This is a genomic window from Pelotalea chapellei (assembly GCF_018531195.1).
Lineage (GTDB): Bacteria > Desulfobacterota > Desulfuromonadia > Geobacterales > Pseudopelobacteraceae > Pelotalea > Pelotalea chapellei.
In genome coordinates this window covers 39782-63731 of sequence record NZ_JAHDYS010000005.1, presented here as the reverse complement: position 1 = coordinate 63731, position 23950 = coordinate 39782, and the positions used below count along the sequence as shown (strand labels likewise).

The window sequence follows — 23950 nt, the reverse complement described above, 5'->3', positions numbered from 1 at the left end:
CAGGTGCTTGTTTTTTAAATGGTCGGGGAGACTGGATTCGAACCAGCGACCCTCTGCTCCCAAGGCAGATGCGCTGCCAGACTGCGCTACTCCCCGACAAAGAGTAACTATCTATCACCATTAATCCTCAAAAGGCAAGCTTTTTTTCTGTCTTTCTCCGATCAAGCTACTTTTTTTCTTCTTCAACTTTATAAAACCTGAAACAACACTGTAAAGTGTCATTTTTCTGACTCCAAAAGTGACACCAATTCAGGGATCGCCTTATTCATTGTCGAATGCAGGGTTTCTCCAAGAACAGCCCTTGCGAGTAAGTCTCGATCGGTAACAGTTGTGTTGGAATAGGTAGCGTTATATTCCATCTTCTTCACTAAGTGTCCATTTTTCCATATTTCCAACGGCATACGCAAACGACATGAAGCAGTAAGTTTTCCTGTACTTGAAATCTGGTCAAGCACCAACTCAGGGGTTGTGATGACAAGCATCTTAGTTACATCTGCAGGAGGCGAGGTGACAGAAGTGATCGTGTAACCTGCCCTCTTCATTTCTTGGCCAAGAGCACCCTGGATGAGCTCGCCCGGGGACTGGGCGCTAAATATTTCATCGATTTTGTTTTCATCTTCATCCTTAACTGCACCAATGACCCACTTCACACTACCTGACTGGGTCTGCTGACTTAACGGCATAACAATATATAAAACACCCGAACCACCTCTTGCAGTGGAAACAGGGTCGTACATCGTGCTTACGCTCCGGGAATAGCGGGCACAACCAGAACAGAACAGCAACAAAAGCAGAACGGACATCAGTACTGACGATCTAATAGTAAACATCTCCCTCTCCTTTTTAATCAGTTCTTTTGCATGCAGTTCACACATTTTTTCAACAGTCATGCCAACAGCTAAGACAAGAAAGAAAATGTGTAATGAATGAAATCAACAGCAAGGAGGAAGTAAATCCGTCAGCAGGAAGCATCACATATAACGGAAATACCGTTTATGACTAACTCGTGGAAAAATAAAAGACAAACCGCCCGAAACCGTCAGTCACCTTCCACAAGAATCGGTGCCTGCACAAAACTCTTTTCCATCTCCTTCTGCCACTCCAGAATCAAAGTATCATAAGTGATCGAGTAATCTTGAAAGGACTGCAAGACCGCCTCGTCAATATTCATCCCGTTGCCAAGGGACGACAGTATCCCATTTACCCGGTGCCACCCGTAATTGGTAACCATATAATTGACCATGGCATAACTCTGCTGATAGGCCAGAGAAGCATCAGGTGTGGTCAATCCACTGAAGCCGGATTCCATCTTTCTGAAATCCATATAGCTTTTCTTCTTTATAGCCTGCCGGAATTCGCCCATAGGGCGATTATGCTCTTTGCGGCCAAACATCTCCGCAACCCCCTCATTCAGCCAAATTGGACAATTGCCGCGTGTCATTTCAAAAATTACTACGTGGGCGTATTCGTGGAACAGCACAGCCCGCATCTGTGGAGTGACTTCGGCCGTAGCACCGAAGGGTAGTCTGATGGTGCCGTCATAGACCCCGCCGGACCATTCAGGCGAATCTGTAACGATTTTGAAGTCTGCGCGTGTGTATATGGCCACTGGTACGCGATTAACGGGAAAGAAACCAAGCTCGGCGCCTACCTGATTGGCGGCATTTTCAAGAACATCGAGCACAGCCAATGCAAAAGCAGCATTCACACCGGAATCATATGTCAGATCGAATCTGGAGCTATGCCCACGGTCCATGCCCGCCTCTACGGCCATCTCCTTGCGTGCCTTTTTCAACAGTTCTTCAAATTCCACCCGACTTGGTGAGAGCTTGAGTCCCTGCTCCCAGAGCTCCACAGCCTGCTGCCTATTATTCGTCTCATAGTAGACAAGTCCAAGGTAGTAAAGAATCTCCACGGTTTCCGACTGTTTCTGATGAGCCCGCTCCAGTTCGTGACGTGCCACGTCATATTTTTTAAGATGATAGGTGCAAATACCACGAAGCAGAGCATAAATAGCCTCTTCAGGATATAACTCCATAGCTTTGACAAAATTGTCATCAGCCTTATCGTATTTTTTCTGTTTAAAAAACTGATGGCCGAAGGCAGCGTACCCTTCGGCCAAATTATGTTTTAATGTTTCATTATATGGAAACAGCAGGTATGCACGCCGCAGCTGCTCGATCCCTTTTTCATAATCTCCCCGCAGCATGAGATCTCTTGCATAGCTACTGTGCAGAATTGAATCGTTTTCATCTGCATTGCTGGGAACAGCGGAGATACAGCATAAGAAGCTGCCTAGCAGGAGTATTCGCATTATCATCATTATTTTACCGGAATGCATGGTGCAGCCTTTTCGGATATTGAGCAAGCGCGAGGTGCAAGCTCCTTCCCACGTCATGACTTTTTCAGGAAGTTGCGCAGGGAAAAAACAAGTCCCTCGGCATCAAGTCCCAGCATGGCACGCAATTCATGCTGCTCAGCCTGGGTGACCGGTTCTTCAGGATAACCAAGTCGCAAAACTCGCACACCGGTAAGATCATGTTCTTCAAGCAGTTCAAGTACAGCTGTGCCAAAACCACCTTGCAGGACATTTTCCTCCATGGTAACTAAACAACCGTTTCGCCGTGCAAGATCCAAAATCATGTTTTCATCAAGCGGCTTAACAAAACGGGCATTGACAACAGTCAGGCTGATACCATCCTGTTCTTCGAGTTGTTTGGCGGCTACAAGCGCAGGATATACCATTGTGCCCAGGGCCAGTATTGCAGCATCTCCACCTTCTCGAACAATTTCGGCTTGTCCAAAAGGGAGGATTTTGTATCCCTGATCAAGTGCTACGCCATAACCATTACCGCGAGGATAGCGCACCGCTACCGGCCGTCCGAGATCGATTGCAGTGGCAAGCATATGCTGCAGCTCATTCTCATCTTTGGGGGCCATAATCACCATGTTGGGCAGGTGTCGCAGATAAGATAGATCGAATGCCCCGTGATGAGTCGGACCATCATTTCCGACAACTCCAGCCCGGTCAAGAGCAAATGTCACGGGCAGGTTCTGCAGACAAACATCATGAAAAACCTGATCATAGGCGCGCTGCAGAAAAGAAGAATATACGGCAAATACAGGCCGCAGACCGTCGGCAGCCAATCCGGCGGCGAAGGTGACGGCATGCTGTTCAGCGATTCCAACATCGTAAAAACGATCGGGAAATTCCTTGGCGAAACCACTTAATCCAGTACCATCCGGCATTGCGGCAGTAATAGCTACAATACGCTCATCATCTGCAGCCAGCTTGCACAGCGTGGTACCGAACAAGGCGGTGTAAGAGGTGCCCCCCCCCTTCCCTTTCAACACCTTTCCGGTCTCGATATTAAATGGACCAACCCCATGGAACAGCGACGGGTTGTCCTCTGCCGGCTTGTACCCTTTACCTTTTTTTGTAAGCACATGGATCAAAACGGCATCATCAAATTTTTTCACATTTTCCAGGGTTTCGATCAGTTTGGGAAGATCATGGCCATCAATGGGACCAATATAGTCAAACCCGAAAGCCTCAAATAACATGCCGGGAGTAAGGAGGCCCTTAAACGACTCCTCCACCTTACGAGCTACATGAAGCATGCTTTTACCCACTCCATCCAGACGACCAAGGAATGACTCCACATCCTTTTTAAAACGAAACATGAATTCGCTGGAAGCAGTTCGACTGAGAAAATTTGAAACAGCACCGACATTTTCAGCAATGGACATTTCATTGTCATTCAGTACGACAATCAGGTCCTTGTTAAGGTGACCAGCTTGATTGATACCTTCATAGGCAATACCGCCGGTCATGGAACCGTCACCTATGACAGCAAGTACCTTATTCTTACGACCTGCCAAATCGCGTGCAACCGCAAGGCCAGTTGCAGCGGAAATCGAGGTGGAAGAGTGGCCGACATCAAAAATATCATGACACGATTCCGCCCGTTTCGGAAAACCGCTGATGCCATTGAGTGTGCGCAAAGTATGAAAGCTGTCCCGCCTGCCGGTAAGAATTTTGTGTGCATAGGCTTGATGCCCCACGTCCCATACGAATTTGTCGACAGGACTATTGAATACACGGTGCATGGCAATAGTCAACTCAACCACACCCAGACAGGGTGCTAAATGTCCACCATTTTTAGAACAAGTTTCAATGATAAGCTGACGCAGTTCCCTGGCGACAAGCGTGAGTTTGTGCGATGGGATTCTCTTCAGATCATCAGGGGAGTTAATCGTTTCAAGAATAGACATGGGGCCTTTACCTTCTGGAGCGGAACCTGAAAATAGGAGCTGAAAAATTCGCTCAGTTCTTGCGTTTTACGATGTACAAGGCGATTTCCCTGAGATAATCGGCCTCAGGACCAAAGATCTCCAGGGCCCGAAAAGCCTCATCCATCATGGCCTGGGCCTCTTCCTTTGCAGCTGCCAATCCTATTACCGCAGGATATGTGGCCTTGCCGCGAGCTTCATCGCTGCCGGCATCTTTGCCGATTTCCTCAGTGGTGCCTTCAATATCAAGTATGTCATCGGCAATCTGAAACGCAAGACCAGCCGCTTCGCCGTAGCGTTTGACAGCAGCGAGTTTCTCAGCGTCAGCACCTCCGAGGAGTGCGCCCGCGACAACAGAGGCTTTGATCAGGGCACCAGTCTTATGAGCATGAATATACTGCACCACGGGAAGATCGATATCAGATTTCCCTTCGCTTTCCATGTCAACCACCTGTCCTCCAACCATGCCGTATGAACCAGCGCAGGTGGCGATTTCATGTATGACAGCCAAGCGAGCTGCAGCAGGACAATCCACGGCAAACCTCGGATCACTGATAAGCTTGAAGGCTTCGGTCAAAAGTGCGTCTCCGGCCAGAATTGCAATCGCCTCTCCGAAAACTTTATGGCTTGTTGGGTTCCCCCTGCGGAAATCATCATCATCCATGGCTGGCAGGTCATCATGAATAAGTGAATAAGTATGAATCATTTCCATGGCACAGGCAGCCGGAATAGCTCGCTCCGTATCTCCACCTACTGCTTGGCAGGCAGCCAGCATAAGGATGGGACGAACCCGCTTGCCTCCAGCAAAAACAGAATAGCGCATTGCCTTGTGCAGACTGTGTGGAAGCTCGCTCTCTTTGGGAAGAAAACGGTCAAGCGCAGCATCCACACGAATGCACTGTTCTTTAAGGTAAGTTTTGAGATCCATAATATTCCTTTTCGTAGAATTTAGCGGCCGTAAGGATGAAGGCTCTTTGACGGCTATCCTTCTTCGGTTTCAAAAGGCTTCCTGTCATAGCTGCCATCTTTGCATTTCAACAACACCTCGACACGACGCTCTGCCTCATCAAGCTTTTTTGAACAGAAAGCAGCCAACTTGACCCCCTCCTCGAAAGCTTTTAACGAGTCATCAAGGGAAAGGGAGCCACCTTCCAACCGCCGTACGACCTCTTCAAGTTTTTTGAGTGATACCTCGAATTTTTCAACAGCCATTGCAGTAACCTTTTTTGTATAAGCGAATCATGGAAAGCAAACCTGTATCATTTTCTACACTTTCAGTTCAGTACTGGAAGCAGGTTTAAAAAATTTTGTATTATACAGATATGACTTTACCCGTCAAGGTTTCGCAGCTTTTACGACTTCTTCCACAATGCAGACCGCTCCTCCAAAATTGAAAGTGAGACGCAGTCGATCACCTTCTGTCAGTCTGGCGGCATCAGTCACCACCGAATCATCTGCCATCAGTGTCGCGATGGAATAGCCCCGTGTTAGCGTGCACAGTGGTGAAAGCACCTCCAGCTGCGCCACTGAAACAGAAAATTTTTGTTTGTAATTTTCAAGATGCTGCACCATATGGCGTTCAGCTCTATTTGCAAGCAGCTGCAGGCTGTTGCGCAGATGGTTCACCTGACCTGCAGGGGAATGGTGCATGAGCACACCTTCACAGTGATTGAAAAGCTCCCTGCGTCGAGCAGTAGAAGTCTGCAAGGCGAGATAGAGCCGCTCCGAAAGATCATCCACACGTTGGGAAAGATGGCCAATGGTACCGGAAGGATCGTACAACAGGCGCCTCAGGGACGTTATTCTGGAGTCCAGCACTGACAACCTCGCCTGCATGGCCCGCTGCAGACGATGACTGAATGCATCCACCTGCAGACGAAACTCTTCTGCGCTGGCGATAACCAATTCCGCTGCCGCAGAGGGTGTCGGTGCGCGAAGGTCCGCTACGAAATCGCAGATCGTCCAATCCGTCTCATGGCCGACAGCAGAAATAACAGGAATCTTGGAGCGATATACAGCCCGAGCAAGCGTCTCTTCATTGAACGCCCATAAATCTTCAAGAGAACCTCCCCCACGGCCAACTATCAAAACATCAACCAGATTAAGGCGATTCATCTCCTCCAGTGCACGGGCAATCTCCAGCCCTGCTCCTTCCCCCTGAACCCTCACCGGATAAATGAGTATTTCCAGGGAAGAGAAACGACGCTTGAGAACGTTTAAAATGTCGTGGACTGCAGCACCTGTTGGGGAAGTAATTACTCCCAGCTTGCGTGGAAAAGGCGGTAGTGGACGTTTGCGCTTCTCGTTGAACAATCCCTCTTTTGACAGTTTGTCCTTGAGCTGCACAAAGGCCAACTGTAAAGCACCTATTCCGGCCGGCTCAAGATAGTCGCAAATCAACTGGTAATCACCACGCTGGTCATACACGGAAATGCGGCCACGAACAATCAACGCCATACCATCTGCAGGGCGGAATTTTATATTTTTGGCGGCTCCCTTAAACACCACACAACGTAGCTGGGCATCACTGTCTTTGAGAGAGAAATAAATGTGGCCTGATGAAGGAAGCGAAAGGTTGGAGATTTCCCCTTGGACCCAGACATGATCAAAATTCTCCTCCAGCACGCCGCGCAAAAGAGCTGTCAGGCGAGTAACGGTGAGAATTGTTTTTTCAGAAAAAATATCCATACATCTCGTATATATTTGGAATTATGCTAAAAACTTAGATCAAAATAACACATGCGCGGAAAGTGTGTCAAACCGGTTGACCCTCAGAGGTAAATTGAACTAGTATTTAAAGCTTTCGCAGCAGGTGCTGCAAACCTTCTATAAATGGCGGTTATCAGAAAATGCAGAGTTATCCTTACATCATCACAATCTCTTCCGAAAAAGGTGGAGTCGGTAAAACCACGTTGGCTACCAATCTGGCTATTTACCTAAAGGCCATGCGGGAAGATCTGCCTGTAACAATTTTCTCCTTTGATAACCATTTCACCGTCGATCGGATGTTTGAGATGAAAGGTCGCCCAACAAAAGGCACAGTGCACGAACTGCTGATGGGCGAAAAGGCCTCGATACTTGTTCAAATGGGGCAATACGGTGTCGGTTATATTCCGTCGTCCAATGAACTAAGCGATATCAATGAACGGTTCAAGGGGCCCATGACGCTTGCCCGCATGCTGGCTGAGTCAGGACTTTCGGGGATTGTAATTATTGACACACGACCCGACTTGAACATCCTGACGCAGAATGCTCTCTATGCCGCGGATAGAGTTTTGATCCCGATCAAGGACATGCCGAGCCTGGATAACTGTAAAAACATATTCGCACTTTTTGATCAGCGCGGCATAGACAAGAGATCCCTGGCCCTGATTCCCTGTCTTGTTGATGAACGCATAAAGTTCGAAGGGATATTCAGAGACCAGAAGACACTGCTGCGGGCATTTGCAGCAAACCGTGGCTATCGTTGCATGGATTCTTTTATATCCAAAAGTCCTAAGGTTGAGAGCCTGAACACCAACCCTGATGGGAAGATATACCCAATTCTAACTCACGCTCGTGGCACTGAAGTGCACACCCAGTTCAGCGAGATTACCCGCGACATTCTGCGAAGTCATGATACTACACCAGAGACCCGCTCCTGTCTGTACGCCCAGTGGCTTGCTGAAAAGGAAGGGAAAAAGAAAGTCTCATATCTGGCAAGACTGGAAGGCTTGGCTGATCGATGTCTGATCTGCGGGAAACTCTTAGCCGAAACACCTGAAGGCCGTGGTTTTTACTATGAAACTTCGGATCGCGCTGTCCGCGGCTTCCTACACAACGATTGTTTTGCAGACATGCTCTGCGGGGCTTTGTATGGCCTTTACAACGATTCACAGGCTCACACTGCCGCACGAGCAGTAATTGCGGAAAAAGCAGGAAAGACAGTCTCTCTTTTCCTGCCACGTGACCATGATAATTCGTATATTTTGGATTTTATGCAGTTTAATACTGCCGGAGAGCTAGCCTTCAAAAAAGAAGTGCCGATGATTGGTTTTGCAGAAGGCGAACTGGATGGTCTGCGCGACAGACTTTATCTCTTGCTCAACGAATCATTGGCAGGATATGAAGGTAAATTACGTGAGGGAAGTTGGTTGGCTGTCCATCCAGTTGATCCAAACAATCCTGAACAGGTGTTGTATGAAGTACAGTACCGGGCGATCCAGAATCTCCAGGCAAAGATTGGTGAACACCTCCAAAACTGACACGCGCATAAAAAAACCCGCTCCGGCGGGTTTTTTTATGCATTTCAAAAACTTTTTCTATTTCACTAATTGAGATGCACGAACAAGAGTAATTCCTTGACCTTCCAGACCTGGTAAAACGGCTGCGAGCGCCTTGATCGTAGCCGTATGAGGGTGACATATAGCAATAGCTTCCCCATTCTTCTTGGCCAAACGCACCGCTTGGTTGAGCTGTGATGTGATGTACTGAACATTCTGTTCATTATCCAAAAAGACACTCCTCCGGGCAGACCTCTCACCCATTCCCCGGGATAGTTGCAATCCCACAGATCTGGATGAGGTAGCACTGTCTATAAAGAAAAGGCCCTTATTTTTTAGAACTTCCAGCACCGGCTGCATCTTGTCATTGTGCTCGGTAAATTCAGAACCCATGTGATTATTTGCTCCTACCGCCTGTGGAATGTCTCGCATAAAAGCCTCCAGACGTTCCTTTATTTCTGTATCAGTCATTGAAACAAGCAAGCCGTTACCTTCGAGACGGCGTTGCGGCCACCCTTTTGGCTGCATGGGAATATGGATCATTGTTTCAACCAGACCTCCTTTAGCAGCGTACGAAGCTACCTCTTGGTAACTGCGAAGCCCAGGAATAATGGAGAAGGTAAGCGGTACACCAATGTGTGCCAGAGCATGGGCCTCCTGCATACTTGAACCCATATCGTCAATAATGACAGCAAGCTTACCAATGCCTGTCTGATGTTGTTTGCGATCCGACAAGGATCCTGGCTTTTCAGGTGAATGAACATTTTTGTGATGAAGTGGTGCCTCATGCGCAGACGAATACCATTCATGAGTAGTATCAGGCTTGGCCGGTAACGGAGAATGAAACACAACAGAGGGAGATGGCTGGGGATTTTTTAATTCCTTTGCACGCGGTGCAAAGAGAAAGTAACCAGCAACAGCAAGAAGGACGGCAGCAAGTATGCCAAGAACCGCATATGTACTGCCACCCCGGCTGCGTTTGAAACGATTGGGCCTTGGTTTGGTCATGGATGAGTAACTGGAAAGAATATCACTTTCATTTTAACGAGAAGGGATAGCTAGATTAAGAAGATAGTGGCCAATCAAGATATAATCATCAAGATAATCCTGTTTGCCGTCATGATTCATATCAAATACGAGCTTGCCTTCTTTTCCTTCCGTTGCGGCGAGTAAAGCTGCCACATGGCTTTCGGAAAAGGATACTGCGCCTTCGGTCTTAATGTTTGGCGGAATCACAGTCAGCGGAATATCAAACATTTCTGTGCCGGAGTTAAGCGACAGATATACAAGATATTTGTCCTTTTGAGGTATGGCCTGCAGTTCCCAGGAACCATCGGAAAGTTGACGCAAAGTTTCTAGATGAGCACCTCTAAAAGAAAATGTGGGAGTAGCACCGAGAAGAGCCGAATCCAGCCGAACAACAAAAGGAGTGATACCATCTGACACGGCAATAGCAGGATTTTGAACTATTCCCGCCTGATTTATTTTAAAAAGATCAACCAGATTTTTTACAGAGCGCTCGCCGGAGAAGTTTCGAAAGTGGTGCAAAACTCCTTCTGTCACTTTTGGATGGCTACCTGGTATAGCTGTCTGCGTAGCAGCCGTTTTGGAAATATTGCCTCCCATGCTTGATGCCGGTGTGACAGATGATTCAGCTTCAATAGGTACTTCATAAGCGGGCCAGGTGGGCTCCTGTGATTGTTCAGCGACAGGAAGATTTTCCGGAATTCGGGAGAGTGCCTCTTCAGGAGGCTCAGTTTCAGAAGAGGTATCGAAACTTCCTTGTGGAGCAGTAGGTGCTATCGCAGTATCAACAGGGGTACCGTCTGCATTTGCGTAATCCATCGCTGTTGCCATAGGGGCGCCAAGTGCCACACCTACGGCAACAGCCAGCATACAAATCAGAACATAATGATTGAAAATTTTTAGCATTAAAGAACCTGCCGCAGGAGTTTTGAACGACCTGCGATCTATTTGCCGCTACCCATCTTTTTGAGAATCTCCAAACCTTTAAGAAGATCAAGGGCTCGCATAACCTGATAGTCATTTTTCAGGTTGTCCTCAACTCTTGTGGAAACAATCTTATCTTTTGTTTCCTCTTTCTTTTCTTCTTTCTTTTTATCTTTGGGAGCGTCCTTGTCTGTTACTTCAAAATGGTTTTCAAGATCCTTTTCTCGCAGATGCATGACTTCACGCTTTTCGCTCTCCTTGGGCAGCTCAAGCCTCTCCACGATAATATCTGGCACAATCCCTTTAGCCTGGATCGAGCGTCCATTGGGAGTAAAATAGCGGGCAGTGGTAAGGCGCAAACCTGAGTCATCAGACAGCGGAATTATGGTCTGAACAGAGCCTTTCCCAAAACTTTGTGTTCCCATAACAACAGCGCGCTTATGGTCCTGGAGTGCACCGGCTACAATTTCAGAAGCACTGGCACTACCGCTGTTAATTAAAACAACGATAGGATAATTGGGTTCTTTGCCACCCTTTTTGGCAGAGAACTGCATTTTTGAATCCTTCTCGCGACCTTCGGTATAGACAATCAGCCCTTCCTCGATAAAATGATCCGATACCTTGACAGCTTGATCCAGCAGACCACCCGGATCATTACGCAGGTCGAGCACCAAACCTGATAGAGGTCCCTTATGTTCTTCTTGGAGAGATTTGAGAGCTTTGCTCAAATCTTCATCAGTCTTCTCCTGAAATTGCGCAATGCGAACATAGCCATAACCGTTATCCAGCATCCGTGACCGGACACTTTTGATCAATATAACGTCGCGTAACAAAGAGAACTCTTTAGGCTTTTCGAATCCTTCTCGCATAATCGTCAAAACTACACGTGTGCCTTTCTGACCTCGCATACGCTTGACAGCGTCGTTAATATTCAAATCTTTGGTAAATTTTTCGTCAATTTTAAGTATCTGGTCACCTGCTTTTAGGCCTGCCTTAAATGCAGGAGTATCTTCGATGGGCGAGATAACCGTTAAAATTCCATCTTTGATGGTGATTTCAATCCCAAGTCCACCAAAGGTTCCTTTTGTATCAATCTTCATCTCCTTATATGTATCAGGAGGCATGAAGGAACTGTGGGGGTCAAGCGACACCAGCATGCCATTAATTGCGCCATATACTAGCTTCTTTGTATCAACTTCTTCCACATAGCTCTTTTTTATGATTGCCATAACATCTGTAAAGAGTTCTATGGATTCGTAATCACTTCCTTTTCCTTCGGCAGCACAGCGTTTCTGGCTGCTTATACCGATGAAAATTACAAGAGTTGCCACAATAACTGCAAAACCGGCAATCACTCGTTTCGTTCTGCTTCCTTTTGTAAACATCTTGCATCCTCCGGATAATTTATATTGCTAATAGTATGTCAGCTGAAGTGATATCTCCACTGATTTTATTGTCTCAGTCACCTGACCCATCCAGCAGGGTCAACAGGCCTGCCTTGATGCCTGATCTCGAAATAGAGAAGTGGTCCTTTGGCTGAATCTGAATCGCCCACAGTGGCAACCGCTTCATTTTTAGCTACCTCAGAACCAGTCTTTTTTAAAATTTTGGATGCATGAGCATAGAGACTGAAGTAGCCGCCTCCATGGTCAACTATGATCATGTTTCCATATCCTTTAAAGTAATCGGCATAGATGACGTTACCTTCGTATATGGCTTTTATTTCTGAACCATTTGCAGCTGAAATAGATAGCCCTTTACTGAATGTGTAGGAATCAAATTCAGGATGCTTATGCTTCCCAAAACTTTCAATTACTTGGCCCCTAACTGGCAGGGACATGCGTCCCTTCTGGGATGCAAACCCTCTATCAGGAACCATTGGTAATTCGGGGAGTGATTTCGTTTTAGTACTTGGTTTCTCGTGACGGGGAGAAAGCCTGCGACGGCTGAGAGCTTCAAGTCGCTCAAGCATTGATTGAAGCCTCGACGCATTTGCCTGTAACTCCTTGAGCGATTTTTCGTATCCCGCACGATCCTGGCGTACCTTCACAAGATAAGCTGCTTTCTTATTTTTTTCTTCTTCAATCTCCCTCTTTTTGACTGAAATGCCCTGTTTGATGCGTTCTTTTTTGACAGCATCCAGTTCCAAATTTGTTTTGAGCTGCCGCAATTCATCAATTTTTAAATTATAATCCGTGAATAGTTTTTTATCGTTCTCAAGGATTGAACGCATGTAACGTATATTTTCTGCCATGCCAGGAAAAGATTCTGATGAGAAAAACATTCTAAGAACGCCAAATTCTCCTGCCTTGTACAAAGAAATGAGTCTACGTCCAATCTGCTGTTTCTTGCGATTTGCTTCTTCGGTCGTGCGGCGTATGTCACTGCCTGTTCGCTCGAGGCTGGACTCAACATTGAGCAAGTCTCGATTCATGATACCAAGATCATTTTTCTTTTTTTCAAGATTCTTGTTGATCTCCAGCAGCTCGGTGGAGACCACCGCTTCGACTTTACGAGTTTTGGTAATCAACTGTTTTTTAACCTTAATTTCCTGTTTGACCCCTTTAAGCTGGTCCTTGGCGTTATCCGCCCAAATTGCAGGCGTCCATGCCAGAACAAGCACTATGCATAACAAACTACAAATCATCAGGTAGTTATGAATCGTTTCAGCGAGGTCAAGCTGCCGATGAAACCAAGCGAAATACCAGCCAATACGATTATTCCAATATACTCTAGTGGGAGAAAAGAGAGGTTTGCCGTAGCAGAATTAAAGCTCATAAAACTGCTGGCATTTTGCAGAAAGGCTTCAAACAATCCAAACAAAAGCATTAGAGACAGCAGAGAACCTGCGGCACCCTGGATAGTTCCTTCTATAAGAAAGGGTATTTTAATAAATAATCGACTAGCTCCCACAAGCGACATTATCTCCAGCTCATCCCGGCGGGCATAGATGGTAAGCTTGATTGTATTTGAAACAATGAATATGACAGCTATTATAAGGAAACTACCCAGTAATAAGCCCAACATGCGAACAAAATTCAAAAAGGTATTAAAGCGTCTGACCCATTCTTCACCATATTGGATTTCGCTGATGCCGGCGAGTTGCCTCAGGCTAGCCACAAAGCCTTCTACCCCCCGAGAATCTCGGTGAGATTTTTTTAACGAGATTTCAAAGGATGTGGGCAAAACTTCGGGAAGAACCCCCTCAAGCAAGGTTTCCTGCCCCTTCAGCCTGTTTTTAAAACGCTTGAGTGCTTCATCTCTGTTGACGTAACGTACTTGTGCAGTTCCCGGAAGAGCCATAACTTTGTTTCGCAGAGAAGCTTGTTCCTGCCCGGACAGTTCCCGATCAAAATAAGCCGTCACCTGAACCCGCTCACTCCAGTTGTCTGCAGCATTTTCAAGGTTAACAAAAACCAGCAGAAAGAGAGACACTATAAGAAGTGCCAGAGTAATGGTCCCGATTGTAACGACATTAACAAAGACGTTCTGACGGATATTGATTAACGCACGGTTTATAAAATAGCCAAAGCGACCACCAAAAACCTGGCCAGCCAGCACCGGCCGTTTATTAGACTGATTTGAGACTTTCTTCTTTTTCCAACTGTTCAACGATATCTCCCTTGTTGAGGATCACGAGCCGTTTGTGACTGTTTTCGATAAGACGCCGGTCATGGGTGGCCACAACAACAGTAGTTCCCCGTATGTTAGCTTCTTTAAATATATTTAGAATCTGATTTTTGTTGACGTCATCCAGATTACCAGTTGGTTCGTCAGCCAGGAGAATTTTGGGGTCATTTACGAGGGCGCGTGCAAGTGCAACACGTTGCTGTTCGCCTCCCGACAGGCGCTGAGGAGTTAGATGAATTTTGGATTCCAGCCCCATCTGCCTGAGAATATGCATAACCTTTTTCCCGATATCCGCTCGCCCCCAACCTAAAACTTCGAGCGTTATAGCCACATTTTCAAAGACAGTTCTGCTTGGTAGAAGCTTGAAATCTTGAAAAACAACACCAATTGACCGGCGTAAGTATGGTATCTGCGAAGAAGTAAGACGTGAAACATTCTGACCATCAATAAGCACTTGTCCCCGAGTAGGAGTCAGAGCGCCGTATAGAAGCCTTAAAAGAGTAGTCTTGCCGGCACCCGAGGGACCTGTCATGAATACAAATTCGCCTTTTTCTATGTGAAGGGTTATACCATTAAGCGCGCTTGCATCGTTCTGGTAAGCTAAAGACACGTTATGAAGTTGAATCATTCATTCACCATTCGTTGTAGGGAGTACCATTTGTCCCGATCAAGTTGGACCCGCTATGGACGTCGTAGACATTTCCGGGACCTGAAGTACCGCCAACCGATGGAACAGCTCCCCCTCCTATAAGCGGGGTATTTCCGCTCGTACCACCGCCACCGTCTGGGGCGGCTGTAGTAGTTTCAGGTGGAGGAGGAACCGTCACCCAAGTATCGGTTTTAGTGGTAAAAGGATCTTTCGGAATTTCACGCATATATTTCTTTTCAGCTAACTCTGCCAAGGAATCAGGATATTTCCCTTGATCTGCATAAAACTGATCAAGAGTCGTCCTAAAATTATATAAATTCTCTCTCAAAACAGCTTCGCGAGCTTTGATAATACTCCACTGGTAGTTAGGTACGGCAATAGCCGCAAGAATGCCGATTATGGTAGTCACGATCATCAACTCAATGAGAGTAAATCCCCTGCGACTCCTGAGCTTCAACATGATGTTGCTTATATTATTCATGCAAGAGATCAAACTTACCATTCCTTGTATTTGGTTCCATCGATAGCTGTTCCCTCGTTAAGCGAGTACACATCATATACGTCCTCGCCGCCCCAACTGGTTGAATCAGGTTTGTCATTATAAGACCGCAGGCCCCATTTAGGCTCTTCCTTCCCACGAGGCGGGTTGAAGGGATCGACCGGAATCCTCCGCAAAAACTTCTTTTTTACTGGATACATACCTCCAAAATCATAACCTTCTACTAATACATTTAAGGTTTCGGGTAGACCCGATTTATTCATTGATGGCAATATTTTTTTTTCGTCTATTGCCTTGTCATAACTTTTTTTAAAATCATCCAAAGCTGTCCGGATAATACGCAGATTACGCTTTAATTCAAGTTCCTTGGTACGCCGTGATGTCATCTGGGCAAGCGGCATAACAACAGAAGCAAGTACAGTCAAAATGGTGACAGTAACCACAAGCTCCACCAAAGTGACACCTTTGCGCATCGTGAGAATCTTCAGCATGATATCCGCTATTTCAGCTCAATAGCTGTACTGAATGGGAGCACCGTAATCGACTGACCGTCGGCTGAAGAAAAACTGACACTACGAAAGCCAAAATTAGCCGGCCCCTGGTTTATGGCTCGAAAAGTAAGAAACGCCAAGCTCCCACCTCCTGAGACACCACCACTACCGGCGGCACGAGCCATGTTGACAGTAACTGTTCCACTGGCAGGATCGCCCTTACTGGAAAATACTGTCGGCTTACCATCTTTTTTCAAAAAGCCGGCTTCAGCGCCTGAAACAAATTCAGTAAAAATAGGATCATATGTCATTACAAAAGGAGCAGCAATTAGGTTCGTAACATCACCGACTTTAATTTCAAGAGTAAACTGCTGACCAACAGATACTGCACCGGGAGTACCAATCTGCAACAGTGCTCTCTGGGGTGGTGCAGGCGTAGCAACCTGTCCAGCATTAGTATTAGTAACAGGTTGATTTTCAATAGGTGCGCCTGTTGGAGGTGCGCCAGGTACTGGAAGAGGGGGCGTTAAAGGATTAACCGGCACAACTGGCGCAGGTACCGGACCAGGTGCTGAAGCTTTAGGAGGCTGAATCTGTCGAGGCGGAGTCATGCCAGGTCGTGGTAACTGCCCTTGTTGAGTCTCAAACTCCGGCTCCTGCTCAAAGGAAGCAAGCGGCCTGACCAGGGACGGATCATCCTCCTTGCCAGAGGAAAATGACATAAGATTGTGCTGTGGCACAGTGACACCACGCACCAACCGCGGAGTTATTGCCAGCAACAGTTCAGTTTTATCCTTACTGCTCTCAGTGTTGGAGATAAGCGGACCTATCAGAGGCAGATCTCCCAGCAGAAAAATCTTCTGCTTACTCTCGTTCTTTGTATTCTGAATCAAACCTCCAATAATACTGGTTTCGCCATCCTTTAGACTCAGCACGGTATCAAGATTTCTCGTCCCAATCGTAACAACCGTAGTTGGGCTATCGCTGCCACCTACTGATTCCTTGTTAAGAATGGAACTGACCTCTAGACTTAGCTTGATGACGATCTCATTATTGAGTTGTATGGTCGGTTCAGCATTAACTTTGACTCCAACGTCCACATACTGCACATTTACCTGAGAAAGGGTGCCGTTAAGCGTAGTAGTAGTAATCGGGACTCGCGTACCCACATTAAATTTAGATTTTTCCTTGTTTTTAACTCTTATTTTAGGATTCGAAAGCACCTCACCATTGGTCAGATTTTTACCAAGATTATATTGAGCACTAGGTACGGTAATAAACCCTCCATACCCTCTCAGCGTGAAAGCCTGGAGCAGGTTTGAAACCTGTGCAGTAGTAGTTGTGGTAGCGCTTTGTCCGGCCGACGGAATTGTCGTGGCCGCAGTAAGGCTGTTGACCAATGGATTGCCCGCCGGAGTGTATGCACCCAACTGCACATTGTAATTGCTCAGCAGCAAGCCCACATTCTGAGCCTTTCTATCGCTTATCTCAACAACTTCAACGTCAAGAACTACCTCGGGATCAGGAACATCGTTGGCTTCAAGTATTTTTTCGACAACATCCACTATATCGCTGGTATCACGCACAACAACGGAGTTGGAATCTTCATTAACAAAAACCTTGCGCACTTGGATCATGGTACGTATCAGGTTAACCGCTTTTTTTGCATCCATGAAGTTGAGGTGGAAGGTGCGCACCTGCATATCTTCATACTGCTTGGCCTTGTCCGGCGTTTTGGGATAGATGATAATAGTACTCTCGTTGGCAATCTTGCGTCCCAACTTAAACATGTTAGTCAACAGGTCCATTGCCTGCTGAAATGTAGCGTTCTCAAGGTATATCGAAACAGGTTGATCTTTGATTCCCTCGTCAAAGATAAAATTAATACCAGATAGCTGGGTAATAATGTTAAAGACATCCTTTAACTTGGCGTCCTTGAATTTCAAGGTGATTGGCTTAGTTGACTTAAGGTTAAGCTCTTGTCCTTCAAGTTTATTTTTGCGCATTCCAGACACCCTGTTTAGGGCAATCTTGTATTCCTTGTTCTCAGGGTCCAGTTCCAAGGCCCGTAAATAGGCGAGATGGGCTGCCTTGAATTTGTTTCCTTTCTCAAATTCCATCCCTTCAAGATATGCTTGTTTTCCTTCTTTTAAGCGTGCTGCCAGGTCCGCCTGTTGCTTCAAGCGTTCTTGGGTGGGATCAAGTGCATAACCTGCCCGAAATTCTTCCAGTGCAGCAGCATATTCATTTTTAGCTAAAGCGTCATTACCTCGGGTCGCACGCTGCTTTGCAGCCTTTTCCCTCATATTGAAAAAATGAACCCGGTAATTTCCTTCCTCAGGATCTTTCATGAAAGCATCAGCATAGCTGTACATGGCTTCCTCGAATTTCCCTTCGGATTCGAGCTTTTCTCCTCTACTAAAAGAGCGGGTCGCAGAGGAACATCCTGACAGCAGGAAAGAAGCAGCCAATAAAGCTAGCAGTAAAAGAGTCAGGTAGCGCATCTACAGCGTCTCCTCTGAAAAGTAATCCAATTCAATGTAATATTATCGTACTGCCATGTTAAGTGGTCGATTCTCAAGCAAAGGGATAACAATTTCTTCTCCGGTGTCTTTAACAAGAATCGTCAAAGCCTGATCGGTAACAGATAATGCCTGATAACGGCCCGCAAAAGACTCCCCTTTTTTAACAAGTATGATGTCCTTGTCTTTTGCTAGAAAAACGGTTTTTTGGTTATCTTTTTTCAAAAAACCAAGAAATGTAAAACGGCCCAGCTCTCGTTGCGGAGTATCCGGCAAAGGACCAACTGAAACAGGAGGAGGTGGAGGCTGAACGGGTGGCTTTGGGGCCTGTGGAGGAGGTAGCACCGGTTTAACAGCAGCAGCTTTCCTCTGCATAAGTTTAACTTCATCAACAAAAATAGGTTTGAATAGGTTGCGATGATACCCGGCAAAAGTTTGTTGGTCATGCTCCAACAGGTCCAGTCTCAGTTTTTTACCGTCATAACGAGGAGCAATACCAGTTTGTGCTGTTAATTTTGGTTTAGTGTTTCCTGGCTGCTGTCCGGGCGCATTTTTCAAGGTATTGACAGTCTTTTGTTGTGGGCGATTAAATAACGCCCATGCTATGGCAAGAACAAACAGAATAAGTAAAATAAAAAGAAGTAGTCGCTGACGGTTCATGGATTCTCCCGCAGATACACTGTCAAGCGAAGATCCATGGAGACATATTCCTCATAAAGATCGGTATTGTTTAAAGTAAAGCCATCAACCACTATAAATTCGCGGCTTTTTAAAACATCTGCCAAGAAACTTTTTATTGAAGCGTAGCCTCCCCCTACATTCATGCTCACACTATATGCCAGCAGTTTTTCATTCTTGATCACCTGCGGCTTGTACGAAATATTTCCAGTTATCACCCCACTGGCAGCAGCGGCCTCAAGAATATCTCCCAATACGCGTGGAAATTCTCGTTTGAGGGGGATTCGCGCTTCAAGTGAATCTAGAGCGTCTTTGCCTTGTCGATAAGAGAGACTCACATCTTGTTTGCCAACCAAGGCCATCTTCTGCCGCAGCTCACTCCATGTAATCTGAGCGTCTGCAATTGCTGATGTCTGATAGTTCCAGACATATGTCGAAAGTATCAAAGTGATCAGTAATAGTAAGGTTGTGATCAGTAGCAGACGCTTCTTTAGCCTAAATATTTCAAGCAAAGTCTGAATCATCTAATCACCGGCCGGCATGAAATTGAAAAAGTAACACCGCGGGTTCTCTCACCAACCGTAATATCTCGATGAGACAACAGCAAAACCTGCGTAAAAAATTTTGAATCTTCCAACTTTTCAAGATAAGTCCGAACCTGCATAAAAGACTTCGCACGCCCTTCTATTTTCATCTCACCATTTGGTCCTTCCGGTGCAAGTGAGGAGAGACTCACTCCTTCAGGTGTGGCAATTTCCAACTGATTCAGCAAACCAACCCAATTAATAGATTTTTTTTCAATAACAGCATTGAAAAATTTAATACTAGCTAAAATCCTATTGTATTCTGCCTCAGAGACACCTGCCGGACGACTGTTAAGACGCCCTTCAATGGAGACGATGTCGGCAGTAAGCCGACGCAATTCACCGAAATTCCAGGAGAACTTAATAATATTCCATACCAACAGGACAAGGAGCAATGAAATAACTACGCCTATGACCAGGTTGACCTTGCGATGATCAAGATACGTCCTGGTGGCGAGGTTAATGGTAAACCGCATCAAAGGCTCCTCATAGCAGCACCAATAGCAGCGGAAAAAGGGAAAAGACTCACTTGGTCGGCCGGAACATTATCGGAAGGTTTTATACTACTTTTGATTTCCATTATAACCGGTTCAGTATTAACTGCCTCAGCTACCATATCACAAAAATTAGTTGCCACATCCGGGGCAGCAATGCATACCACCTTTTGTACTGTTCGTTCAGGAAAGCGCTCCTGCCATACCAGAAGTGAGCTATTGATCTCCATAAAAACACGACTATCAATGGCAGATGCGCTGGAAAGATCTTTTACTCGAATAAACTCAGGACTTCCCTCATAAATTACGACAACACCGAGAGTACTTCCATAAAAACTGATCAGAATGACATCTTCAAATAATTCAAGATGTTTTTGAAACGCACGACAAAGGCTAAAAGTGTTTAGATCGATACCAACAGGAATAAGTCCGGCGGAAATAAAACTTTCTTCGTATTGTTCAATGACTGGACGTGACACAAGTGCCACAAGAAGCGACATATCTCCGTTTTCGCGCATGCGCAATATTTGATAATCGAGATGAGTATCAGCGACATCGAAAGGCATGTTTTTTTTTAATTTCCAGCGAATTATATCTAGCGCTTCGCTTTTATTTTTAAAACGACCTTCAACATCCAGCATTAAAATTCTGCCAACTGCATCTGGTAGTGTTACTGAAACTTGATTTGTCTGGTCCAAAAGCAGTGCATGAGCTTCACGCACCTTTTCGGCAAATGAATTCGGCTCAATAATATTCGGATCGCGCAAAGATACACGCAGGATACCAGAGTTAAGTGGACGGGACGAAATCCTTTCCAGGCGGGGCAAGGCTTGTTTTCCGCCCAAAAGAGCACACGTCACGCTGGTAGGGCTGATTTCCATTCCCAGTATATTTTTGCTAAAAAACATATATGTCCCAGTACACCGTCATTCTACAAACGTAACCCGATTGATTTCTTTAAGCGTCGTATCTCCCGCTACTAATTTTTCGACAGCGGAATCTCTCAAAAATACCACACCTGATTCGCGTGCTGCCTGTTTGAGCTGTGTAGCAGGAACTTTCCCAACAATAAGATCACGAAGCTGATCATTTAGCTCTAACAGTTCAACTATTGCGGAACGGCCACGATAACCGGTTCCGTTGCATTGATCACAACCATGGGCTTCATATAAAGTTGCCCCTCGTGTAACCTCAGGATCTACGCCGGCACTTAATAATTCTTCGTCGGTATATGTTATTGGACGACGACAAATACGACACACCTTCCGGACAAGACGCTGAGCGAGGACACAATTGAGGCAAGATACAAAATTATATGGGTCGATTCCCATGTGTATAAAACGTCCGATGACATCAAAAACATTGTTGGCGTGTACCGTAGTAAATACGAGATGTCCTGTCAGGGCGGATTGAACGGCTATTTGCGCTGTTTCGGGATCACGTATCTCTCCCACCATTATCTTATCCGGATCATGTCGCAAAATGGAGCGCAACCCCTTCGCAAAGGTAAGGCCTTTTTTTTCATTAACTGGTATCTGAAGAACCCCACGCAGCATGTATTCAACCGGATCCTCAATGGTAATAATCTTATCCTCTCCGGTATGAATCTCAGTGAGAGCGGCATAAAGGGTCGTAGTTTTGCCAGATCCGGTCGGCCCTGTGACAAGTACCATGCCGTAAGGTTCTCTTATTTTTTTTCTGAGCCTTTTAATTTCTCGCTCACTGACACCAAGATTTTCCAGCGACAAACCTTTAAGATCACTGGCAATACTTTCCTTGTCAAGAATACGTATTACTGCATCTTCGCCGAGAGCACTCGGCATGATTGATACTCGAAAATCGATCGACTTGGAACCAAGACGGATTTTGAAACGACCGTCCTGGGGAATGCGGCGTTCAGAGATATCAAGCTCGCTCATTACCTTTAGTCGGGAAATGATAGGTGACTGAAAATGCAGATCGATAGGTTCATTAGCCCGATAAAGAACACCGTCGATACGATATTTGATGTCAACACCATCATGACCGGTCTCGATATGAATATCACTGGCACGTCTATTGAGGGCATCAAGGAGAGTGGTATTAATAAGCTTAATAATCGGGCTAGTGTCTTCGGAAATATTTTCCACCGACAAAACCTCTTCGCCCCGTTCCGTCTCCTTTACCAATTGAAGCATGAAATCTTCTGAAACTTCACGCAATACACGCCTGGTGCCTTCACCTGCCTTGATGACAGATGCTATACCCGATTCAGTCGCAACGCAGATTTTTAAAGAGCGATCAAGCAAAAGCTCGAGTTCATCAAGTTTAATAACATCCGTGGGATCTGATATAGCAATGGTCAGCGTTGTGTCAGTCATTGCCATAGGAACAAAATTAAAACGATAGATAGTGTCAGGAGGGAGGTTGTTGAGCAGTTCCTCATTCATTCTGAATTTGCTTAAATCAACATACTCTAGACCAAACTGTTCCGCCAGAGCCTGGGCAAGATCATCCTCTTTGACCAGACCTTCCTGAACGCATATCTCACCAAATCGTTGGCGTGTCGTGTTGAGTTTTTCAACTATTATGGGAAGTTGATCTGCAGAAAGATTTCCCCTCTCTATTAAAATGATACCTATGTTTCGACGCCTGTAGCTATGCATCTCGTTCCTTTTCTTCAGGTTCGTCTCCGAACCAGTTCTCAACCTGCCGTACCGGCTATTTTGAAAATCGGCAGATACATCGTAATTATGATGACTCCAATTATTCCACCCATAACAATCATGACAGCAGGTTCAATGGCTGTTGTCAGTATTTGCATCTGCTCTTCAAGTTCATCCTCAAGATAATCAGAAATATCAGACAGCATATCCTCAAGGGATCCGGTAGCCTCACCTACTCCCAACATACGTAATGCAAGTGGAGGCATGATACCTACGCGCTCAAAGCCACTCGATATTCGTCCGCCTTCCTCGACAAATTTCACTACCTCAAATAGACGCTTCTCCATATACACATTATCAAGTGTGCCGATGGACATGCGCAACGACTCTATAATAGGAATTCCGCTGCCTAGAACGGTTGCCAGAGTGCGGGAGAAACCAGCCACAGAGTATTTGGTATACACATTACCTAAAAAAGGTACCCGAAGCTTCAAACTATCAACGGTAAATCTTCCGGTCTCTGTAGAAGACCAAGAACGGAAAAGGGCAATCCCTCCTATTAGTAGCAAGATACCAAGCAGGAAAAACCGCCTTAGAAATGTAGTGAAATCAATCAACATCTGAGTGGGAAGCGGCAATTGGGAACCGGCATCGGTATACACCTGGCTGAAGGTGGGCACGACGTAAATAAGAAGCATTGTGATAGCCAGAAACGCAACCACTACCAGAATTGCCGGATAGAACATTGCAGATATAACTTTTTTTCTTATGTTTCCAACCCGTTTGAGATACTGGATGTAGCGACGTATGGTCAAGGGAAGATCTCCCGTTCTTTCCCCTGCCCTGATCGAGGCTATGTAAAGATGAGGAAAAACTCGACCATGTTTCTCTAGAGCTGCTGACAGTGCAGCACCTCCTTTTACATCTTCCCGCACTTGCCTGAGGGTTTCAGTTAAGGTGCCAGTGTCATGGCGTTCAAGAATGGCATCCAGCACCTGCATGATCGGCATGCCGGCCTTGATCAGCACCAACATTTCCTGGTTGAAGGTAAGCAATGTACGATTGTCAATGCGACGTCGGTTCAAACCTTTTTCAAAGAGAAATTGGAAAGATTTTTTCTTTACTTCAAAAACAAAATAACCTTGCTCTTCCAAGCTTTTCCGAAGCACATTTGGCTCAGCTGCTTCAAATTCGCGATAGGTAATTTTTCCGTCTGATGAGCCTAATTTACAATTATAAAGTGGCATATCGGA

At 45.8% G+C, this 23950-nt stretch carries 22 protein-coding genes and 1 tRNA gene; 1 reads left to right on the top strand and 22 read right to left on the bottom strand.

All coding sequences use genetic code 11. From position 1 onward, the window contains the following. Window positions 1-19: 19 nt before the first annotated feature. The 7 genes from KJB30_RS06650 to xseA all read right to left on the bottom strand — a co-directional run bounded on the left by KJB30_RS06650 (window position 20) and on the right by xseA (window position 6981). Window positions 20-96, bottom strand: a tRNA-Pro gene (locus KJB30_RS06650). Window positions 97-218: 122 nt separating this feature from the next. Beyond that, on the bottom strand, window positions 219-890 hold the full coding sequence (locus KJB30_RS06645) for a YajG family lipoprotein (RefSeq protein WP_214297211.1): 672 nt from the start codon (window positions 888-890) through the stop codon (window positions 219-221). Between the two features lie 149 nt (window positions 891-1039). Further along, window positions 1040-2209, bottom strand: a complete 1170-nt coding sequence (locus KJB30_RS06640; protein ID WP_214297210.1) for a peptidase MA family metallohydrolase — start codon at window positions 2207-2209, stop codon at window positions 1040-1042. A gap of 185 nt (window positions 2210-2394) precedes the next feature. Beyond that, window positions 2395-4275, bottom strand: a complete 1881-nt coding sequence (gene dxs / locus KJB30_RS06635) for a 1-deoxy-D-xylulose-5-phosphate synthase (RefSeq protein WP_214297209.1) — start codon at window positions 4273-4275, stop codon at window positions 2395-2397. A 52-nt stretch (window positions 4276-4327) separates the two neighbouring features. Further along, window positions 4328-5221 carry a polyprenyl synthetase family protein gene (locus KJB30_RS06630; protein WP_214297208.1) on the bottom strand — a complete coding sequence of 298 codons (894 nt, stop codon included), beginning with the start codon at window positions 5219-5221 and terminating at the stop codon, window positions 4328-4330. 53 nt (window positions 5222-5274) lie between these two features. Next, window positions 5275-5505 carry an exodeoxyribonuclease VII small subunit gene (locus tag KJB30_RS06625; protein ID WP_214297207.1) on the bottom strand — a complete coding sequence of 77 codons (231 nt, stop codon included), beginning with the start codon at window positions 5503-5505 and terminating at the stop codon, window positions 5275-5277. A 123-nt stretch (window positions 5506-5628) separates the two neighbouring features. Further along, complete coding sequence (xseA, locus tag KJB30_RS06620; RefSeq protein WP_214297206.1) at window positions 5629-6981, bottom strand: exodeoxyribonuclease VII large subunit; 1353 nt, start codon at window positions 6979-6981, stop codon at window positions 5629-5631. 161 nt (window positions 6982-7142) lie between these two features. On the opposite strand from xseA, the gene KJB30_RS06615 reads away from it, so the two are divergent. Beyond that, entirely contained in the window at window positions 7143-8537 is a 1395-nt protein-coding gene (locus KJB30_RS06615; RefSeq protein ID WP_214297205.1) for a ParA family protein, read from the top strand. Window positions 8538-8594: 57 nt separating this feature from the next. On the opposite strand, the gene KJB30_RS06610 is transcribed toward KJB30_RS06615, so the two are convergent. The 15 genes from KJB30_RS06610 to KJB30_RS06540 form a co-directional block, all read right to left on the bottom strand. After that, window positions 8595-9563 carry a divergent polysaccharide deacetylase family protein gene (locus KJB30_RS06610; protein WP_214297204.1) on the bottom strand — a complete coding sequence of 323 codons (969 nt, stop codon included), beginning with the start codon at window positions 9561-9563 and terminating at the stop codon, window positions 8595-8597. Between the two features lie 33 nt (window positions 9564-9596). Beyond that, window positions 9597-10487 (bottom strand): hypothetical protein, encoded by an 891-nt coding sequence (locus tag KJB30_RS06605; protein ID WP_214297203.1) that lies wholly within the window; start codon window positions 10485-10487, stop codon window positions 9597-9599. A 38-nt stretch (window positions 10488-10525) separates the two neighbouring features. Continuing rightward, window positions 10526-11890: a S41 family peptidase gene (locus KJB30_RS06600; RefSeq protein WP_214297202.1), complete on the bottom strand. Its 1365-nt coding sequence runs from the start codon at window positions 11888-11890 to the stop codon at window positions 10526-10528. Between the two features lie 77 nt (window positions 11891-11967). Then, window positions 11968-13128 (bottom strand): murein hydrolase activator EnvC family protein, encoded by a 1161-nt coding sequence (locus KJB30_RS06595; protein WP_367618937.1) that lies wholly within the window; start codon window positions 13126-13128, stop codon window positions 11968-11970. Window positions 13129-13151: 23 nt separating this feature from the next. After that, window positions 13152-14117: a permease-like cell division protein FtsX gene (gene ftsX, locus KJB30_RS06590; RefSeq protein ID WP_214297200.1), complete on the bottom strand. Its 966-nt coding sequence runs from the start codon at window positions 14115-14117 to the stop codon at window positions 13152-13154. After that, window positions 14077-14763 carry a cell division ATP-binding protein FtsE gene (gene ftsE, locus KJB30_RS06585; RefSeq protein ID WP_214297198.1) on the bottom strand — a complete coding sequence of 229 codons (687 nt, stop codon included), beginning with the start codon at window positions 14761-14763 and terminating at the stop codon, window positions 14077-14079. The genes ftsX and ftsE overlap by 41 nt, the downstream gene beginning before the upstream one ends. A 4-nt stretch (window positions 14764-14767) precedes the next feature. Beyond that, window positions 14768-15265 carry a type IV pilin protein gene (locus KJB30_RS06580; protein WP_281415534.1) on the bottom strand — a complete coding sequence of 166 codons (498 nt, stop codon included), beginning with the start codon at window positions 15263-15265 and terminating at the stop codon, window positions 14768-14770. Between the two features lie 14 nt (window positions 15266-15279). Further along, window positions 15280-15774 carry a prepilin-type N-terminal cleavage/methylation domain-containing protein gene (locus KJB30_RS06575; protein WP_214297197.1) on the bottom strand — a complete coding sequence of 165 codons (495 nt, stop codon included), beginning with the start codon at window positions 15772-15774 and terminating at the stop codon, window positions 15280-15282. 8 nt (window positions 15775-15782) lie between these two features. Then, a complete protein-coding gene (locus KJB30_RS06570) occupies window positions 15783-18278 on the bottom strand; it encodes a secretin GspD/PilQ domain-containing protein (protein WP_214297195.1) in 2496 nt (831 codons plus the stop codon). A gap of 42 nt (window positions 18279-18320) precedes the next feature. After that, on the bottom strand, window positions 18321-18956 hold the full coding sequence (locus KJB30_RS06565; RefSeq protein WP_214297193.1) for a type II secretion system protein PulP: 636 nt from the start codon (window positions 18954-18956) through the stop codon (window positions 18321-18323). Next, a complete protein-coding gene (locus KJB30_RS06560) occupies window positions 18953-19498 on the bottom strand; it encodes a type 4a pilus biogenesis protein PilO (RefSeq protein WP_214297191.1) in 546 nt (181 codons plus the stop codon). Before KJB30_RS06560 ends, KJB30_RS06565 begins: the two co-directional genes overlap by 4 nt. Beyond that, window positions 19495-20034 (bottom strand): PilN domain-containing protein, encoded by a 540-nt coding sequence (locus KJB30_RS06555; RefSeq protein ID WP_214297185.1) that lies wholly within the window; start codon window positions 20032-20034, stop codon window positions 19495-19497. The genes KJB30_RS06560 and KJB30_RS06555 overlap by 4 nt, the downstream gene beginning before the upstream one ends. Next, window positions 20034-20960 (bottom strand): type IV pilus biogenesis protein PilM, encoded by a 927-nt coding sequence (pilM, locus tag KJB30_RS06550; RefSeq protein WP_214297183.1) that lies wholly within the window; start codon window positions 20958-20960, stop codon window positions 20034-20036. The genes KJB30_RS06555 and pilM overlap by 1 nt, the downstream gene beginning before the upstream one ends. Window positions 20961-20978: 18 nt before the next feature. Continuing rightward, window positions 20979-22697, bottom strand: a complete 1719-nt coding sequence (locus KJB30_RS06545; RefSeq protein ID WP_214297181.1) for a GspE/PulE family protein — start codon at window positions 22695-22697, stop codon at window positions 20979-20981. A 38-nt stretch (window positions 22698-22735) separates the two neighbouring features. Further along, window positions 22736-23944, bottom strand: coding sequence for a type II secretion system F family protein (locus KJB30_RS06540; protein ID WP_214297179.1), 1209 nt, complete (start codon window positions 23942-23944; stop codon window positions 22736-22738). Window positions 23945-23950: the final 6 nt, after the last annotated feature.

Bases quoted from the DNA above. Each gene is read 5' to 3' on its own strand.
- dxs (WP_214297209.1), bottom strand. From the start codon at position 4,275: ATGTCTATTCTTGAAACGATTAACTCCCCTGATGATCTGAAGAGAATC.
- KJB30_RS06555 (WP_214297185.1), bottom strand. From the start codon at position 20,034: ATGCGGTTTACCATTAACCTCGCCACCAGGACGTATCTTGATCATCGC.
- KJB30_RS06545 (WP_214297181.1), bottom strand. From the start codon at position 22,697: ATGCATAGCTACAGGCGTCGAAACATAGGTATCATTTTAATAGAGAGG.
- KJB30_RS06540 (WP_214297179.1), bottom strand. From the start codon at position 23,944: ATGCCACTTTATAATTGTAAATTAGGCTCATCAGACGGAAAAATTACC.
- KJB30_RS06610 (WP_214297204.1), bottom strand. From the start codon at position 9,563: ATGACCAAACCAAGGCCCAATCGTTTCAAACGCAGCCGGGGTGGCAGT.
- KJB30_RS06600 (WP_214297202.1), bottom strand. From the start codon at position 11,890: ATGTTTACAAAAGGAAGCAGAACGAAACGAGTGATTGCCGGTTTTGCA.
- KJB30_RS06615 (WP_214297205.1), top strand. From the start codon at position 7,143: ATGCAGAGTTATCCTTACATCATCACAATCTCTTCCGAAAAAGGTGGA.
- KJB30_RS06580 (WP_281415534.1), bottom strand. From the start codon at position 15,265: ATGAATAATATAAGCAACATCATGTTGAAGCTCAGGAGTCGCAGGGGA.
- KJB30_RS06575 (WP_214297197.1), bottom strand. From the start codon at position 15,774: ATGCTGAAGATTCTCACGATGCGCAAAGGTGTCACTTTGGTGGAGCTT.
- KJB30_RS06565 (WP_214297193.1), bottom strand. From the start codon at position 18,956: ATGAACCGTCAGCGACTACTTCTTTTTATTTTACTTATTCTGTTTGTT.
- xseA (WP_214297206.1), bottom strand. From the start codon at position 6,981: ATGGATATTTTTTCTGAAAAAACAATTCTCACCGTTACTCGCCTGACA.
- KJB30_RS06630 (WP_214297208.1), bottom strand. From the start codon at position 5,221: ATGGATCTCAAAACTTACCTTAAAGAACAGTGCATTCGTGTGGATGCT.
- ftsE (WP_214297198.1), bottom strand. From the start codon at position 14,763: ATGATTCAACTTCATAACGTGTCTTTAGCTTACCAGAACGATGCAAGC.
- KJB30_RS06645 (WP_214297211.1), bottom strand. From the start codon at position 890: ATGACTGTTGAAAAAATGTGTGAACTGCATGCAAAAGAACTGATTAAA.
- KJB30_RS06640 (WP_214297210.1), bottom strand. From the start codon at position 2,209: ATGCTGCGGGGAGATTATGAAAAAGGGATCGAGCAGCTGCGGCGTGCA.
- KJB30_RS06605 (WP_214297203.1), bottom strand. From the start codon at position 10,487: ATGCTAAAAATTTTCAATCATTATGTTCTGATTTGTATGCTGGCTGTT.
- KJB30_RS06560 (WP_214297191.1), bottom strand. From the start codon at position 19,498: ATGATTCAGACTTTGCTTGAAATATTTAGGCTAAAGAAGCGTCTGCTA.
- KJB30_RS06625 (WP_214297207.1), bottom strand. From the start codon at position 5,505: ATGGCTGTTGAAAAATTCGAGGTATCACTCAAAAAACTTGAAGAGGTC.
- pilM (WP_214297183.1), bottom strand. From the start codon at position 20,960: ATGTTTTTTAGCAAAAATATACTGGGAATGGAAATCAGCCCTACCAGC.
- KJB30_RS06570 (WP_214297195.1), bottom strand. From the start codon at position 18,278: ATGCGCTACCTGACTCTTTTACTGCTAGCTTTATTGGCTGCTTCTTTC.